At 67.9% G+C, this 15,204-nt stretch carries 17 protein-coding genes; 4 read left to right on the top strand and 13 right to left on the bottom strand.

Annotated features, from left to right (window positions below; all coding sequences use genetic code 11):
* Window positions 1-75 precede the first annotated feature (75 nt).
* From AC1D1A_RS03710 to AC1D1A_RS03695, 4 genes are all read right to left on the bottom strand, one after another.
* Window positions 76-1,437, bottom strand: a complete 1,362-nt coding sequence (locus AC1D1A_RS03710) for an MFS transporter (protein WP_230008026.1) — start codon at window positions 1,435-1,437, stop codon at window positions 76-78.
* Window positions 1,434-1,955, bottom strand: coding sequence for a winged helix-turn-helix transcriptional regulator (locus AC1D1A_RS03705; protein ID WP_223913761.1), 522 nt, complete (start codon window positions 1,953-1,955; stop codon window positions 1,434-1,436). The genes AC1D1A_RS03710 and AC1D1A_RS03705 overlap by 4 nt, the downstream gene beginning before the upstream one ends.
* Before the next feature lie 95 nt (window positions 1,956-2,050).
* A complete protein-coding gene (locus AC1D1A_RS03700) occupies window positions 2,051-3,259 on the bottom strand; it encodes a cystathionine gamma-synthase (protein ID WP_476947166.1) in 1,209 nt (402 codons plus the stop codon).
* A gap of 17 nt (window positions 3,260-3,276) precedes the next feature.
* Window positions 3,277-4,662, bottom strand: a complete 1,386-nt coding sequence (locus tag AC1D1A_RS03695; RefSeq protein ID WP_476947165.1) for a cystathionine beta-synthase — start codon at window positions 4,660-4,662, stop codon at window positions 3,277-3,279.
* Window positions 4,663-4,743: 81 nt separating this feature from the next.
* Between AC1D1A_RS03695 and AC1D1A_RS03690 the strand changes: the two genes are divergently transcribed.
* Window positions 4,744-5,937 (top strand): ArsB/NhaD family transporter, encoded by a 1,194-nt coding sequence (locus tag AC1D1A_RS03690; protein WP_476851355.1) that lies wholly within the window; start codon window positions 4,744-4,746, stop codon window positions 5,935-5,937.
* Between the two features lie 34 nt (window positions 5,938-5,971).
* Here AC1D1A_RS03690 and AC1D1A_RS03685 read toward each other — a convergent pair whose 3' ends face one another.
* Window positions 5,972-6,400, bottom strand: coding sequence for a VOC family protein (locus AC1D1A_RS03685; RefSeq protein WP_476851356.1), 429 nt, complete (start codon window positions 6,398-6,400; stop codon window positions 5,972-5,974).
* A gap of 164 nt (window positions 6,401-6,564) precedes the next feature.
* On the opposite strand from AC1D1A_RS03685, the gene AC1D1A_RS03680 reads away from it, so the two are divergent.
* Window positions 6,565-7,545, top strand: coding sequence for a DNA-3-methyladenine glycosylase family protein (locus AC1D1A_RS03680; RefSeq protein ID WP_476855646.1), 981 nt, complete (start codon window positions 6,565-6,567; stop codon window positions 7,543-7,545).
* A 99-nt stretch (window positions 7,546-7,644) separates the two neighbouring features.
* Here the strand turns inward: AC1D1A_RS03680 and AC1D1A_RS03675 are convergent, their stop codons facing one another.
* Window positions 7,645-8,562 carry a hypothetical protein gene (locus AC1D1A_RS03675; protein ID WP_476872967.1) on the bottom strand — a complete coding sequence of 306 codons (918 nt, stop codon included), beginning with the start codon at window positions 8,560-8,562 and terminating at the stop codon, window positions 7,645-7,647.
* Window positions 8,563-8,694: 132 nt separating this feature from the next.
* Window positions 8,695-10,383, bottom strand: coding sequence for an AMP-binding protein (locus AC1D1A_RS03670; protein WP_476947164.1), 1,689 nt, complete (start codon window positions 10,381-10,383; stop codon window positions 8,695-8,697).
* A gap of 111 nt (window positions 10,384-10,494) precedes the next feature.
* Here AC1D1A_RS03670 and AC1D1A_RS03665 point away from each other — a divergent pair, with 111 nt between their 5' ends.
* Window positions 10,495-10,773 carry a putative quinol monooxygenase gene (locus AC1D1A_RS03665; RefSeq protein WP_223913755.1) on the top strand — a complete coding sequence of 93 codons (279 nt, stop codon included), beginning with the start codon at window positions 10,495-10,497 and terminating at the stop codon, window positions 10,771-10,773.
* 108 nt (window positions 10,774-10,881) lie between these two features.
* Here AC1D1A_RS03665 and trxA read toward each other — a convergent pair whose 3' ends face one another.
* The 3 genes from trxA to AC1D1A_RS03650 form a co-directional block, all read right to left on the bottom strand.
* Entirely contained in the window at window positions 10,882-11,295 is a 414-nt protein-coding gene (gene trxA, locus AC1D1A_RS03660; protein WP_018773584.1) for a thioredoxin, read from the bottom strand.
* A 78-nt stretch (window positions 11,296-11,373) separates the two neighbouring features.
* Window positions 11,374-11,919: an acyl-CoA thioesterase gene (locus AC1D1A_RS03655; RefSeq protein ID WP_028276979.1), complete on the bottom strand. Its 546-nt coding sequence runs from the start codon at window positions 11,917-11,919 to the stop codon at window positions 11,374-11,376.
* 53 nt (window positions 11,920-11,972) lie between these two features.
* Window positions 11,973-12,701, bottom strand: a complete 729-nt coding sequence (locus AC1D1A_RS03650) for a Type 1 glutamine amidotransferase-like domain-containing protein (protein WP_476947163.1) — start codon at window positions 12,699-12,701, stop codon at window positions 11,973-11,975.
* A 182-nt stretch (window positions 12,702-12,883) separates the two neighbouring features.
* Between AC1D1A_RS03650 and AC1D1A_RS03645 the strand changes: the two genes are divergently transcribed.
* Complete coding sequence (locus AC1D1A_RS03645; protein WP_043436157.1) at window positions 12,884-13,318, top strand: DUF7144 family membrane protein; 435 nt, start codon at window positions 12,884-12,886, stop codon at window positions 13,316-13,318.
* Window positions 13,319-13,332: 14 nt separating this feature from the next.
* Here the strand turns inward: AC1D1A_RS03645 and AC1D1A_RS03640 are convergent, their stop codons facing one another.
* From AC1D1A_RS03640 to AC1D1A_RS03630, 3 genes are all read right to left on the bottom strand, one after another.
* A complete protein-coding gene (locus tag AC1D1A_RS03640) occupies window positions 13,333-13,782 on the bottom strand; it encodes a VOC family protein (RefSeq protein ID WP_476947162.1) in 450 nt (149 codons plus the stop codon).
* Entirely contained in the window at window positions 13,782-14,324 is a 543-nt protein-coding gene (locus AC1D1A_RS03635; protein WP_476947161.1) for a GNAT family N-acetyltransferase, read from the bottom strand. Before AC1D1A_RS03635 ends, AC1D1A_RS03640 begins: the two co-directional genes overlap by 1 nt.
* Window positions 14,325-14,408: 84 nt before the next feature.
* Entirely contained in the window at window positions 14,409-15,140 is a 732-nt protein-coding gene (locus AC1D1A_RS03630; RefSeq protein WP_476870429.1) for an MgtC/SapB family protein, read from the bottom strand.
* Window positions 15,141-15,204: the final 64 nt, after the last annotated feature.

Below are 15,204 nucleotides of genomic sequence, written 5' to 3'. Positions count from 1 at the left end.
GACGCTGGCCGTTTGGTCGGTTCCGTCCAGGGCGGCGCAAACGCGCCCTCGCTGTCGGGTCAGTCTACAGAACAGCTACGCCGGGACCGGGACGGACTCCGGCTTCCGGGCGTCCTTGCGGATGCTGGCGCTGATGACGGCGGCGATGGTGCACATGGCAGCGGCCGCAAACCAGGCGTAGGTGTACTGGCCGGTGGCGTCCCGGACCGCCCCGGCTGCCAGGGCCGCGGCGGCCGCGCCGAGCTGGTGGGCCGCGAACACCCAGCCGAACACGACGCTCCCGTCGGCACCGAACACCTGGCGGCAGATCGCGGCGGTCGGCGGCACCGTGGCGACCCAGTCCAGGCCGTAGATGACCACGAACACGATCATGCTGGGCTGGACGGTGGCGCTGAGCAGCAGCGGCAGGACCAGCAGCCCGATCCCGCGGAACTGGTAGTACACGGCGAGCAGGATCCGGGGGTTGAAGCGGTCCGTGAGCCACCCGGAGGCGATGGTGCCGATGATGTCGAAGAGGCCGACGACGGCAAGCAGGCCCGCCGCGGTGGTTTCGGGCATGCCGTGGTCGTGGGCGGAGGGGATGAAGTGGGTGCCGATCAGCCCGTTGGTGGTCGCGCCGCAGATCGCGAAGCCGGCCACCAGGGCCCAGAAGGTACGCACTTTGCTGGCCCGTTTGAGGACCTGCAGGGCACGGACCGCTGCGTTCCGGCGGGGCTCCTGCACTTCCTGCCCGGCGGCCGGTCCTGTCGGTTCGGGCCCGCTGGATTCCGTGCCGGCGTTCGGGCCGGGGGCCGGCGGCGTCGCCCCGTAGGGCAGCACGCCGACGTCGGCCGGTGAGTTCTTCAGGAACATCAGCACGAGCGGCACCACGGCCAGCGCGCCGGCACCGATGAGGAGCGAGGCCTGCCGCCAGCCCGGGTCCTGGGCGAGGGCGGCGATGAAGGGCAGGAACACGAGCTGTCCGGCGGCGCTGCCGGCGGTGAGGATGCCGATGACCAGGCCGCGGCTCTTGGCGAACCAGGTGTTGGCGATGGTCGCGGCGAAGACCAGCGCCATGGACCCGGTGCCGAGCCCGATCAGCAGCCCCCACGTCAGCAGGATCTGCCAGGACTGGGTCACGAGGACCGTCAGTGCGCTGCCGGCGCCGATCAGCACCAGGGCCACGGCTGTGACTGCGCGGATGCCGAAGCGTTCCATGAGCGCTGCCGCGAACGGTGCCGTGAGCCCGAAAAGCACGAGGTTGATGCTGACCGCGGCGGAGAGCACGGTGGTGGACCAGCCGAACTCGTTCTGCAGCGGCACCATCAGCACACCCGGGGCCGCCCGGAACCCTGCCGCGCCGACCAGCGCGAGGAAAGCCACGGCGGCGACGGTCCACGCCGGGTGGATGCGGCGGCGGACCGGCGCCGGGGTCACGGTGGTTTCGGGGGCATTCATGCGGCGGTTCCGTTCTGGACAGGGGTCCCGGTGCCGGCCGAGGCCAGCGGCACGGGGTCCGCGGTGCGGGAGAGGCTGTGCCAGCTCGTGTTGGCGGCCGTCAGCGGTTCCCCGCAGGCCGTGCACGTGTCAGCCGAGGAGGTCCGCTCCCCGCAGCCGCTGTGGATGACGAACATGTGTGCCTGCCCGGACGGCGCCGGGAGATGCTTTTCGGCCCAGATCACGACGGCGTTGAGCACCGGGAGGGCGTCTTCGCCCATGGCGGTGAGGACGTACTCCTGGCGGGTGCGGCCGCCGTCGTCGTAGGGCCTCCGGGCCAGGAGCCCGGCGGCGACGAGCCCGGCGAGCCGCTTGGTGAGCACGGAATCGGCCGCCCCCAGCCGGGCCTTCATGGCTTCGAAGCGGCCGTTGCCGAAGAACACCTCGCGCAGGACGAGCACGCTCCAGGGATCGCCCAGGATGTCGAGGCCGCGGGCCATGCTGCAGGTCCGTTGGGACCAGTCGGATCGAAGTGCCATGCGGCCACCCTAGCTGACTCTCTTAGAGAAAGCTAGGGTGGCCCGGCGGAATGATCCGGGCGCCGGGGTCGGTTGCCGGTGCAGCTACGGTGCAGTTAGCTGCCGGCGGCCAGGGAGGAAATCGCGGCGTCGAGGTCGGCGATCAGGTCCTCCACGTCCTCGATGCCGCACGAGAGCCGGATCAGGTTGACCGGGACCGCCAGTTCCGTGCCCTTGACCGAGGCGTGCGTCATTTCGGACGGGTAGTTCATGAGCGATTCGATCCCGCCCAGGGACTCCGCCAGGGTGAACACGGAGGTCGATTCGGCCACCTTGCGGGCCGCGGCCTCGCCGCCCTTGAACTGCACGGAGATCATGCCGCCGAACTTCTTCATCTGCTTTTTGGCCAGCTCGTGGCCGGGGTGGGTGGGCAGGCCCGGGTAGAGCACGGCCTCCACTTCGGGGCGCTCCAGCAGCCATTCGGCCACGGCCTGGGCGTTGTCGCTGTGCCGGTCCATGCGCACCCCGAGGGTTTTCAGCCCGCGGGTGGTGAGGAAGGCGTCCATCGGCCCGGACACGGCGCCGACGGCGAACTGCACAAAGCCGATCTTCTCGGCGAGGTCGGGGTCGTTGACCACGATCGCGCCGCCGACGACGTCGGAGTGCCCGCCGATGTACTTGGTGGTGGAATGCACCACCACATCGGCGCCGAGGGCCAGCGGGGTCTGCAGGTACGGGGAGGCGAAGGTGTTGTCTACCACGAGGAGCGCGCCGGCGTCGTGCGCCACCTTCGCGAGCGCCTCGATGTCGGTGATCTTCATCATCGGGTTCGACGGCGTCTCGACCCACACCAGGCGGGTCTTGCCGCCACCGTCGGCCGTGCCGCCCGCTGCGACGGCGGCCGCGACGGCGTCGAGGTCGGACATGTCCACCGGGGTGTTGCCGATGCCCCACTCCCCCAGGACCCGGCTGATGAGCCGGTACGTGCCGCCGTAGGCGTCGTTGCCGAGCACAATGTGGTCGCCGGGGCGGGTGAGGGCGCGGATCATCGAGTCCTCGGCGGCCAGGCCGGAGCCAAAGGAGAACGCGGCGCTCCCGCCTTCCAGGGCCGCCAGCTGCTCCTGCAGCGAGTCACGGGTGGGGTTGGTGCCCCGGCCGTATTCATAACCGGCCCGCAGCCCGCCGATGCCGTCCTGGGCATAGGTCGAGGAGAAGTGCACGGGGGGCACCACCGCCCCGGTGCGGGGCTCAAACGCCTGGCCGGCGTGGATGGCGCGGGTGTTGAAACCCTGGTTTTTCGAGGACGGGCTTTCAGGCACAGACATGGGACTCCTTGAACTGGTCAGTTGCTGAGGTACGCGAGGAGGTCGTGGCGGGTCAGGATCCCCACCGGGGCGCCGACGAACGTCACCATGAGGGTGTCGGCGTCGGAGAGGAGTTCGCGGGCGGTCGAGATCGATTCGAGCGAGCCGATCACGGGGAGCCGGGCCTCCATGTGTTCGGAAATCTTGTCCGAGAGCTTGGCCTCGCCGCGGAAGAGCTTGGCCGTGAGGGTGCGTTCGTCCACGGCGCCCAGCACCTCGCCCATGACGACTGGCGGTTCCTGGGACAGGACGGGGATGTGCGAGACGCCGTACTCGTTCATGATGTTGATGACGTCGCGGACGGACTCGTTCGGGTGGATGTGCACGAGGTCCGGGAGTTCACCGGTCTTGGCCTTGAGGATCTCGCCCACCGACGCCTCGTCCCCGCCGGCCAGGAAGCCGTAGGAACGCATCCACTGGTCGTTGAAGATCTTGGCCAGGTAGCCGCGGCCGGAGTCCGGCAGGATGACCACGACGACGGCGTCGGCCGGGAGGTCCTTGGCGACTTCCATGGCGGCCACGACGGCCATGCCCGAGGACCCGCCCACCAGCAGGCCTTCCTCGCGCGCCAGCCGGCGCGTCATCGCGAAGGAATCGGCGTCGCTGACGGCAATCACGTCGTCAGGGACGGACTTGTCATAGTTGGCCGGCCACATGTCCTCCCCGACGCCCTCGACAAAGTACGGGCGGCCCGTGCCGCCGGAGTACACCGAGCCTGCGGGATCCGCGCCGATGATCTTTACGACGCCGCCCTCGGCCACGGGCCGCCCGGCGGAAACTTCCTTGAGGTACCGGCCGGTGCCGGTGATCGTGCCGCCGGTCCCGGCGCCGATCACGCAGTGGGTGATGCGTCCGTCGGTGTCGTGCCAGATCTCAGGGCCCGTGGTCTCATAGTGGCTGGCCGGGGCGGCGGGGTTGGAGAACTGGTCCGGCTTGTAGGCGCCGGGGATTTCAGTGACGAGCCGGTCGGAGACGCCGTAGTAGCTTTGCGGGCTGTCCGGCGGGACGGCGGTGGGCGTGACCACCACTTCCGCGCCGTAGGCCTGGAGCACGGCCCGCTTGTCCTCGCCGACCTTGTCCGGCACGACGAAGATGCAGCGGTAGCCCTTCTGCTGCGCCACGAGCGCCAAACCGACGCCGGTGTTGCCCGAGGTGGGTTCCACGATCGTGCCGCCGGGCAGGAGCTGGCCCGTTCGTTCGGCCTCCTCGATCATCTTGACCGCAATGCGGTCCTTGATCGAACCGCCGGGGTTCAGGTATTCGAGCTTCACCAGGACCGTGGCTGCGATGCCATCGGTCACGTGGTTGAGTTTGACGAGCGGCGTATGGCCAATGAGGTCCAGGACGGACGGGGCGTACTTCATAGGTACAAAGTTACCGTCTCCGGCGCGGCGGGCACGTCGGCGCGGCCACGGCGCTCCCACGGCTCTGGCAGATGCGAGGATATGGCTGTGAAGAGGATCGCCCGGCTGAAGAAGTTCAAGAGCTACGCGCTGCCCGCGGGCATGCTGCTGGCCGGGTGCGCGGCGCTGGTGTCCGGGCTGCTGCCGGTCCCCGCCTTCCAGGCGCTGGCAGCACGCACCGTGCCGATACTGGCGTTCGTGGTCGCCATGTCCATTGTCACCGAACTGGTGGATGAGGCCGGGCTCTTCCGCGTCGTCACGGAGCGGCTGGCCGCCCTGGGCCGCGGCCGGGTCCTCTTGCTGTGGTTCCTCGCGATCGCCCTGGCCACCGTTTCCACGGTGTTCCTGTCGCTGGATACGACGGCGGTGCTGGTGACTCCCGTCGTCGTGCTGCTGGCCATTCACGCCCGCATTCCGCCGCTGCCGTTCGCGCTGACCACGGTGTGGCTGGCGAACACGGCCTCGCTGCTGCTGCCGGTCTCCAACCTGACCAACCTGCTCGCGCAGGAGCGGCTCAACCTCAGCCCCGCCGCGTTCGCTTCGCTCGTGTGGGCCCCGGCCCTGGTTGGCATCCTCGTGCCGCTGGTGCTCCTGTGGCTGGCGTTCCGGAAGGACCTGCGCGGCACGTACGGCCCCCAGCCCGTCCATAAGGTCCGGGACCGGGTGCTGCTGTACTCGGCGTCGGGGGTCATGGTGGTCCTGCTCCCGGCGCTTGTCTCCGGGGTTCCGGTGCAGATCCCGGCACTCGCGGCGGCTGCTGCCCTGCTCCTGCTCTTCCTCTGGCGGCGGCGCTCCGTCCTGCGCTGGTCCATGATTCCCTGGCGCCCGCTGATGCTCACGTCCGGACTGTTCATGGTGGTGGAGACCCTGCACGCCAACGGGCTCACCCAGTTCCTGACCGGGATCGCCGGCACGGGCGAGAGCCTGCCGGCGCTCCTGCAGCTCGCCGGCCTGGGCGCCGGGGCAGCCAACGCGGTCAACAACCTCCCCGCGTATCTGGCCCTGGAACCGGTGGGCGGCTCCCCGGCCCGGCTGGCGGCCCTGCTGATCGGCGTGAACCTGGGCCCGCTGGTGACCCCCTGGGCGTCCCTGGCCACGCTGCTGTGGCACGAGCGGCTCCGCTCCCTGAATGTGGAGATCCGCTGGGGAGGCTTCGCCCTCGCCGGCGTGGCCGCCGTCGTCCTCACCGTCCCGTTGGCGGTCGTGGCGCTGTGGCTCACCACCGGGATGCAGTGAGGTGGATGCACTGCTGCCCGGCGTGCCCGGCGCGTCAGGCGCCGATGTCATTCCCGGCGTTCGCTGCCCCGGCGCCGCCCTCACGCGGGGCGTTCTGCCAGAGGCCGACCACATTGCCCTCAGTGTCCCGGAAGTAGGCGGCCCAGCCCATGGTGCCGATTGCCTCGCGCGGTAAGACGGTGCTGCCGCCCAGTGCATTGATCTTCTCCAACGCCGCGTCGATGTCATCGACATCCACAGTGACCACCGGGGATGTGAGGTCGCCTTCGCGGCGGAACATGCCGCCGTTGATGGAGCCCGGCACGGAGGGCATGCCGTTGGCATCCGTCGGCGTCGTCTTGATCATGGCGTAGCTCATCTCCGGCACCTGGCTTACCTCCCAGCCGAACGCCGAACTGTAGAACTCGCGTGCGCGGCCCTCGTCTTCTGCGGGGATTTCGAAATGTACCACTCCACCAGCCATCACACTCTCCCAAGAACAAGGATTCGGGGCCAAGAGGCGGGCGCGGACACATCACGCCACAGCCGGATTTTAGCCCCGGCAGCGCGGGAGGTTAAGGGCCCTACGGCCCCTGCGTCGTTGCCGCGGATGCCGCTGCTGTCAGCGGGCCGTGGGAACATGTTCGAATGAGCCTTGCAGACGCCCCCGCAGGCATTGCCGCCGCGGCGGACGCCTCATTGCGGTGGCACCCGGGCGGCCCGTTCGACTTGATGCAAACCATCGGCACGCTGCTGCGCGGCCACGGCGACCCGTCCATCCGCACTGCCCCGGACGGCATCTGGTTCGCGTTCACGACGCCCCGCGGTCCGGCCACGCTGCGCCTGGCAACGGCCGGGGCGCAGGCTGACCCTGCCGTGGACGCGCAGGCCTGGGGTCCCGGAGCGGGGGACGCCGTCGATTCCGTCCCGCGCATGCTCGGGAGCGACGACGACTGGTCCGGCTTCGACGAGCCCGCATTCCACGCGACCCTCCCGCGCATGGTGGTTGAAGCCCGGCGCCGGAACCTCGCGATCCGGCTGCCTGCAACCGGCAGGATGATCGATTCACTCGTGCCGACCATCCTGGAGCAGAAGGTCACCGTTATCGAGGCCCGCCGCGGATACCGCTACCTGATGTACCGCTTCGGGACGGCGGCGCCGGGCGCCGGCACCGTCGCGCCCGCCAATCTGCTGGTCCAGCCGACGGCCGCGCAGTGGCTGCACATCCCGTCCTGGGAGTGGCACAAGGCCGGCGTGGGCCCGCAGCGGTCGGGAACCGTCATGCGGGCGCTGCGTTCGGCCGCCGCGCTGGAACGGCTCGCCGCCCTCCCCGCCGCGGAGGCGGCAGCCAAGCTGCAGACGCTGCCCGGAATCGGGGTCTGGACGGCGGCGGAGGTAGTGCAGCGCACGCACGGCTGCCCGGATTCGATCTCGGTCGGCGACTACCACCTTGCGGCCTACGTGGGCGCCGCCCTGACCGGCCGCCGGACAGACGACGCCGGCATGCTCAGGCTGCTGGCTCCATGGGCGGGGCACCGGCAGCGGGTGGTCCGGATGATCGGGCTGAGCGGCTTCCGGAAACCGACATTTGGCCCGCGCATGACCATCCAGGACCACCGCAGCCACTGACCTCAGGAGCAACGCGGGGTCACTTACGGCCCATCCGGGGCCCTTTATGGGCGCGATCTGACCCCGCGCTGGGGGCGCTTCAGGAGGGCAGGAGTTTGCTTAGGCGCGGAGCCGGGCCCTCTTGATCCGGGTGATGACGCTGTCGAATCCCTCGGCAAGATCATCGGCGTTGACTTTGAAATACGCCCATCCGGCGCTGCGGAACGCTTCGTCTCGCCGGTTGTCCCGGGTCTGCTGTTCCCGCGTGAGGTGGTGGACGCCGTCGTACTGCATGGCGATCCCGTACCTCCGGTAGCCCATGTCTGCAGCCGGTGAGCGCGGGTCTTCCGGGTCGAGCCTCAATTGCAGCTCCGGCTCCGGCAGACGCGCATCCAACAGCGCCAGCCGCAGGAATGTCTCCGGGAAAGAGTCTGCTCCCACCCGCATCTCGTCCAGCGCAAGCCGCGCCTTCTCGACGCCCTTCATGTTGGGATGCTGGCGGATCAGCAGCCGCAGGCCATCCTTGTAGGCGTAGGGCTCCGACCTCAGTTCGAGGCTGGGCCTGGGCTGTCGGATGAGCTGGTCTCCCATCGCGATGAGGTAGTTGAGCGGCAGGACTGCGGCCAGATCCAGCCAAGTGCGGGGCGGCGCCGTGACAGGGATGCCGTCGACGTCGGTCAGCTCGCCCGGAATGAGCCGCACGCGGTGACCCGTGACCCCGGCACGGCGGACTCTGGGCAGTTCATGGGGTTTGCTGAGGTGGATGGTGGGGCATTCGCCCAACCATGGCGGCAGCCCGAGCCTGGTCAGCACGGCCGCGGTTTCATGGGACGCCCAGGCACCCGGGGTAGCAGCGGCGAGGACCCTGGCCCGTTCGACGATCTCAAGCTGCCGGCCTGCCGGCAGATAGATAAGGCGGCCGCCGTCGGACAAATCGTGCGCCCGTAGACGTTTGGGCGGAATACCCAGCGCGCGCGACTCATAGACGGTGAACGGTGTGAGGGTGAGGCTTTCGGGAAGCGGCACAATGCGGACCATGCGCACCATTGTGACCGCGGATCAGCCTCGGCGCTGAGGTTATCCACAGGCCCTCCGGAATCGCCGCAACGCGGGGTCACTTACGGCCCGTCCGGCGCCCCGGGATGGGCCGTAAGTGACCCCGCGTTGCTGTCAGCCGCCGGTCTGGAGGCCCAGCCGGGCCGCGGCCTCCTGGCGCATGTCCACCTTGCGGATCTTGCCGGAAACGGTCATCGGGAAGCTCTCCCGGACATCCACGTAGCGCGGGATCTTGTAGTGCGCCAGCTTGCCGCGGCAGAAATCGGCCAGGCTGGCGGCGTCCATCGGCGCAGCCCCCGGCTTCAAAATGACGCAGGCCATCAGCTCCTCGCCGTACTTTTCGTCCGGGACACCGATCACCTGCACGTCCTGGATGTCCGGGTGGGTGTAGAGGAATTCCTCGATTTCGCGCGGATAGACGTTCTCGCCGCCGCGGATCACCATGTCCTTGATCCGGCCCTCGATCACGATGTACCCGTCCGCGTCCATCCGGGCGAGGTCCCCGGTGTGCATCCAGGCGTCGGCGTCGATCGCCTCGGCGGTCTTGTCAGGCTGGTTCCAGTACCCGCGCATCACCGCGTAGCCGCGCGTGCAGAGTTCGCCGATCCCGCCGCGCTCCACCACCTCTCCCGTGACCGGGTCCACGATCCGGCTCTCCAGGTTCGGCATGGTCCGGCCCACAGTCTCGGTGCGCTGGGCCATGGTGTCCACGCTCCGGGTCATCGTGGACACCGGCGAGGTCTCCGTCATGCCGTAGCAAATGGCGACGTCTTTCATGTTCATTTCCGTGATGACCCGGTTCATCACCTCGATGGGACACAGCGAGCCGGCCATGACGCCCGTGCGCAGTGTCGAGAGGTCGTAGGAGGCGAAGTCCGGCAGGGCGAGCTCGGCGATGAACATGGTCGGCACGCCGTACAGCGAGGTTCCGCCGAAGTCCTGCACAGCTTCCAGCGCCGCGGCCGGCGAGAATGACCGGCCGGGGATGATGGTGGCGGCCCCGTGGCTGAGCGCCGCGAGGTTCCCGATCACCATGCCGAAGCAGTGATAGAAGGGCACCGGGATCACCACGCGGTCGTGTTCCGTGTAGCCCAGCTGTTCGCCGATCGAAAAACCGTTATTAAGGATGTTGTGGTGCGTCAGCGTGGCGCCCTTCGGGAACCCCGTGGTGCCGGAGGTGTACTGCAGATTGACGGGGTCCTGCGCGTCCAGTGCCGCCATGCGCGCTTTCAGCTCGGAGTGCCCGACGTCGTCGGCCCGCTTGAGCAGCTCGGCATAGGTGCGCTCCGCGTCAGTGCCGGGTTCGCCGGCGGTCAGCCCGTCCAGGCCGGTGCCCGGGAGGAAGACCAGCTCGCGCAGATCCGGGCACGCCGCCAGGGCCTGCCGCGCCATCGCTGTGTAGTCGCTGTTCCTGTCAGACGGCGCGGTGACCAGCATGCGCATGCCGTTCTGGGTGACCACAAACTCGAGCTCATGGCTGCGGTAGGCGGGGTTGACGTTGACCAGGATCGCCCCGACCTTCGCGGTGGCGTACTGCAGGATGGTCCACTCGGCGCAGTTGGGGCTCCAGATGCCGATCCGTTCGCCCTTCGCGACGCCCAGGGCGAGGAGCGCACGTGCCAGGCGGTCGACGTCGTCGTTCAACTTGGTGTAGCTCCACCGCCGGGCCTCTTCGCCGGGTACCGCAGCCGCCTCGATCAGGGCGTCGTGGTACGGGAACCGCGCCGCGATCCGTTCGAAGTTCGCGCCAATGGTTTCCTCGAGCAGCGGGACGTCAGTGTCCCCGGCTGTGTAAGCAAGCATGGTGTGACGCTACCAACAGTGCGGAGGCAAAAGAAGGGCAAAGCTTGGAAGTCCTATGAAATCTTGGGTCATGGTCCGGCGCCTGCCCGGCAGCCCGGTAGGGTGATTGCCATGAGTGCACCCGTTGACCTTCAGGCCATTTTCATCCCCAACGACGGCGAATTCTTCCGCGTGAAGCTCGCCCTGGACATCGCGATCGACGAGGTGGTCAACGAGCCCGGCTGCATCCGCTACGAGCTCACCGAGGCCAGCGAGGACAAGCTCGTCCTGACCGAACGGTGGGCCAGCCAGGCGGACCTGGACAAGCACTCCAAGGGCACGGCCGTCCAGGACCTGAACGAATCCCTCAGCGCGCTGCTGGCCGAGCCGGTCAAGCTCGAAACGCTCTAACCCACCCTTCCATCCACAACGCGGGGTCACTCCGCGCCCATCCCAGAGGGATTTATGGGCGCGGAGTGACCCCGCGTTGCGTTAAGCCTGGGATTAAGCCGTGGCGGTTCAGGCCTCCGGGATTTGGGTGCCGTCCTGCTTGGCCGCAGCTGCGGCGGCCTCGGCCTGGGACCGGGCCACGTGGGCGTGGACTTCTTCCATGTCCAGGGCCTTGACGGCGTCGACCACCTGCTCGAGCTGCTGCGCGTTCAGGGCGCCAGGCTGCGAGAACACCAGGACCTTTTCGCGGAAGGCCATCAGCGTGGGAATCGACGTGATGCCGGCCTCGGCGGCGAGCTGCTGCTCGGCTTCGGTGTCGACCTTGGAGAAGACGACATCCGGGTGCTTCTCGGAGATCGCCGAGTACGTGGGGCCGAACTGCTTGCACGGGCCGCACCATTCGGCCCAGAAATCGACGAGGACAATGTCGTTATCCTCGACTGTCGATGCGAACTGTTCACCTGTGATGTCTACGGTAGCCATGAGTCAACGGTACGGGAGGGGGCGCGGATTGTCCCCGGCATTTCGCTGTTGGCACATCCGGGCGGGGCTGTAGGCGGGTCACGCCCAGGCGTGCGGGGCCGGACGCCTGGCGCCGGGCAGGGCGTTGGTTTCGCGCCATTCGTGGATCCACCCGGGCAGCTCCAGATCCGCCGGCGGGGCGCCGAACTCGCGGATGATCTCCTCCTGGCTGACGGGCTTGCCCTTGCTCAGAAGCCGGGTGGCGATATAGGCCCGCGCGTACACTTCGCCGTCCACCACCATCCGCTGTTCGAAGTAGATGGCCTTAGAGTCCAGGCCGATGATCCTGGACTCGATCGTGTACTGCTGCCAGAGCTGCAGCGAACGGCGGAACGCGATGGTCTCCCCCGCCGCGACCGGCGTCCAGCCCCGGCGGCGCATCTTCTTCCAGGTGCCGCTGCGGGCCATGAGGTCGAAGCGTCCGAGGTCCATGAGCGAGAAGTACATGCCGTTATTGACGTGCAGGGCGATGTCGATGTCCGTGGGCAGGACCCGCAGCGGCAGCGAGGAGTTGTCCCAGATGCTCAACGGTGAGCGGCGTGAGGACGTGAACAGCAGCAGGAGAGTCCGGAACAGGAGATGCATGAGTCATATGTTACCCGCGGGTAACAAGTGTGCCAAGGGGTGGGTGCCGGAACCTAGCTGTGCGCCGACAGAACCGAGACGGTGGCCTTGGTGCCGACGCCGCGAATCGTCCAGCAGTTCCCGGTGCCGATCACGTCCAGCTCCTCCAGGTCCGCGTGGTGCAGGACCAGGGCAGTGTCCTCGTCCACGGCGACCGCGCGGTCCACGAGACCTTTTGCCACCGCCCCAACGGCCCGGCCGAGGGTTCCCGCCTGCGCGGCGTGCACGTCGACGGCGAAAGGCACCAGGCCCAGCCCGTCGCGGATCTCCACTTCTTCCAGGCCCTCCGACCAATCCGCCGGGCAGACCTCGGTGCCGCGGATCCGGTAGCCGCCCACGATTACCCGCACCGGCGCCACCATCGCGCCGGCTGAGAATCCCATATACGGCACACCGTCGGAGACCAGACTGCGGATGGGCTGCGCGGACGGCAGCAAGCCTTCCAGATAGCCCGGCGTCGGCCCGCCCCCGACGACGATGCCGTCGACGTCGTCGAACGCGGCAGGGTCCGCGCCCCGGTTGAAGCCGAGGAGGACCGGGACGACCTCGCAGGCTGTCCGGGACTCCAACGGCACCACATAGGCAGGCAGGAAATATTCCGAGCTGCCCTCATGGTCAAAGAGAACCACAGCGACGCGCGGAACCCCGCCGGTGGCCCGGTGCCGGAGTTCCTTGACGAAGCGGTCGAAGACGGCAGCTGTGGTTACGGTGTCCGGGCCGCCGCCAACAAGCAGGATGGTCATGGTTCAACGTACCCGGATCCACGGCAATCGCAATGAGCCTGGCGCGGGCGGCTCCGAGGACCTATAGCGATTGACCGGTCCGGACTGCGAGGAACATAATCGGAATCGGTACTAGCTTCACCCCACGACTGCGCCGACCATGAGGCCGACGGCAGAGCATTCAACGGAAAGCGGTCGACACTATGAGTACTGCCCATCACCCTGTCACTGCGACCGGCTGGACCGGTTGGGTCCGTTTCGCCGGAGTCATTCTGATCATCAACGGCGTTTTCAGCGGCCTTCAAGGCCTCGTCGCGCTCACCGGACCCGACACCTACTATTTGTCGACCCCGGGAACCCTGTTCCTCTTCGATGCGAAGGGGTGGGGCTGGTGGAATGTCGCCCTCGGGGTGCTCTTGATCCTCACCGCCGTCGCGCTCTTCGCCGGCGCAACGTGGGCTCGAGTCGTTGGCGTCGTCGTTGCCGGCTTCAGTGCGGTCGTTCAACTGATGCTCATTCCGCAGCAGCCGTGGTGGTCCGTCATCGTCATCGCCATGGACGTGCTGATCATCTACGCGATCATCGCCCACGGCGAGGAACTGAAGGCCGAGCAGGCACCTCCGACAACCAATCCGTAGGGCACCGACGCCATTCAGCCTGCAGCAATCAGCTCCACTTCGTAGCCGTCCGCGTTCACGAGGTAGGCGGCGAAGTGGGCGGGGCCGCCTGCGTGCGGATACTTGTCCGGAAACAGCTCGGCCCAGCCGTGGCTGACGCTCTCGCCCGCCATGGCGTCCACGTCAGCCCGGGTCCCCGCGCTGAACGCCAGGTGGTTCAGGCCCGGGGCTTTGCGGTCGTGCGCGGTTCCGGTCAGCGCCGGGGACTGCTCGACGACGATGTACGTCGGCCCGCGGCGCCAGCTGCACCCGTGGGCCCAGTCCTGGTAGGCCTCGTAGCCCAGCCTGCCCAGCAGCCAGCCCCACTGGTCCCTGGCCCGCTGCAGGTCCGGCACCCAGAGTTCTACATGGTGCAGGGCACCAAAGTCCCCCGGTGCGATGGGAACCGGTGCAATGGGACCTGGTGCAACCGGAACATCAGCCATCAGAACAGTATCCGCTGGAAGAGGATGTGGTCCTGCCAGGATCCGGCAATCCGAAGGTACTGGGCTGCCAAACCGATCTCCTCAAAGCCAGCCCGCTTCAGGATCCGCTGGGACGCGGCGTTGTGCGGGAGGGTTGAGGCCTGCAGCCGGTGCAGTCCCAGTTCGTTGCGCGCGGTCTGGAGGGCGAACTCCACCGCGGCCGAGCCAATTCCCCGCCCCGTCAGGTCCTTGTCCACCCAGTAGCCGAGGTGGGCGCTGAGGAATGGCCCCCGGACAATCCCGCTGAGGTTGATCACCCCGATGATGCGGGAGCCTTCCACGAGGATCCAGGGCACATCCGTTCCCGCGATGAACAACCCGAGCTTGGATTCAATGCTGGCGGCCTGTCCCTCTGCGGTGAAGAATTCCTCAAACCGCACCGGTTCCCAGGGCGCCAGGTGCTCCCGGTTCCGCCGGTAGGCGTCGGCCAGGTGCCCGGCGTCGGACCTGCGCAGCACCCGCACGCACACGGTATCCGTCAAAGCGACGCTGTTCTCGGTCATCCGCAGACTCTAACGGTCATCCCGAACGGCTTCAATCAGCGTGCGCCAGTCACGGGAGTCCCGGTGGTGTGCTTGATGGGGTTCTCAGGCGCTGGGATCGTCGTCGTCCTCGTTCGGATCGCTGCCGCGAACGGTCACACTCTGCACGCCGGGCACATCAAGGAGGTAGGGGACGAGTTCCCGCAGCGGAAGATGACCATGGAAGCGGATGTCCATGAGGACGATCGGCTTTTGTTCATCGCCCGCCTTATTGATGCTCAGGATCGACGAGCTGAACCCCATATTCGTGGCGATCTCCAACACTTGCCGCAGCACGCCCCGGTTGTCGTCATAGCCCAGGTGCAGGACCCGGTGGGCGTCGGGGGTCGGGATCTTCCTGATCACGGGAGAAACGACGTACAACGTGATGAGGTGGAAAGCGGTCAGCGAAACAGCCAGGGACAGCATTCCGGCCCCGCACGCCATGCCGACGGCGGCAGAAACCCAAATGCTGGCGGCCGTCGTCAGGCCGCGGACTACGTTCCGTCCCTTGAAAATCACCCCGGCACCGAGGAAGCCGATGCCGCTGACGATTTGGGCTGCAATACGGGACGGGTCCATGGTGGCCCCGGGCGCCAGCGCGGCGGCGAAGCCGTAGGCGGAGATCAGGGTGAACGTGCACGATCCGAGGCCGACCAGGACGTGGGTGCGGTAGCCAGCGACCTTTTGCCGGACCTGCCGCTCAGTGCCAATCAGGGAGCAGAGGATAAATGTCGCCAGCAGAAGCCCGATTTCCACCAGCGTGGTCGGGGTATATAGCCCGTATGCGTCCTGCATCCCGCCCTCCGACCCGGCCCGAGAGTGGCGTCCCGTCAGTGCCGGAATGCGCCAAGAACTCCCG

It is taken from the genome of Arthrobacter sp. P1_B9 (assembly GCF_056406495.1).
This window is presented reverse-complemented; position numbering and strand designations above follow the sequence as displayed.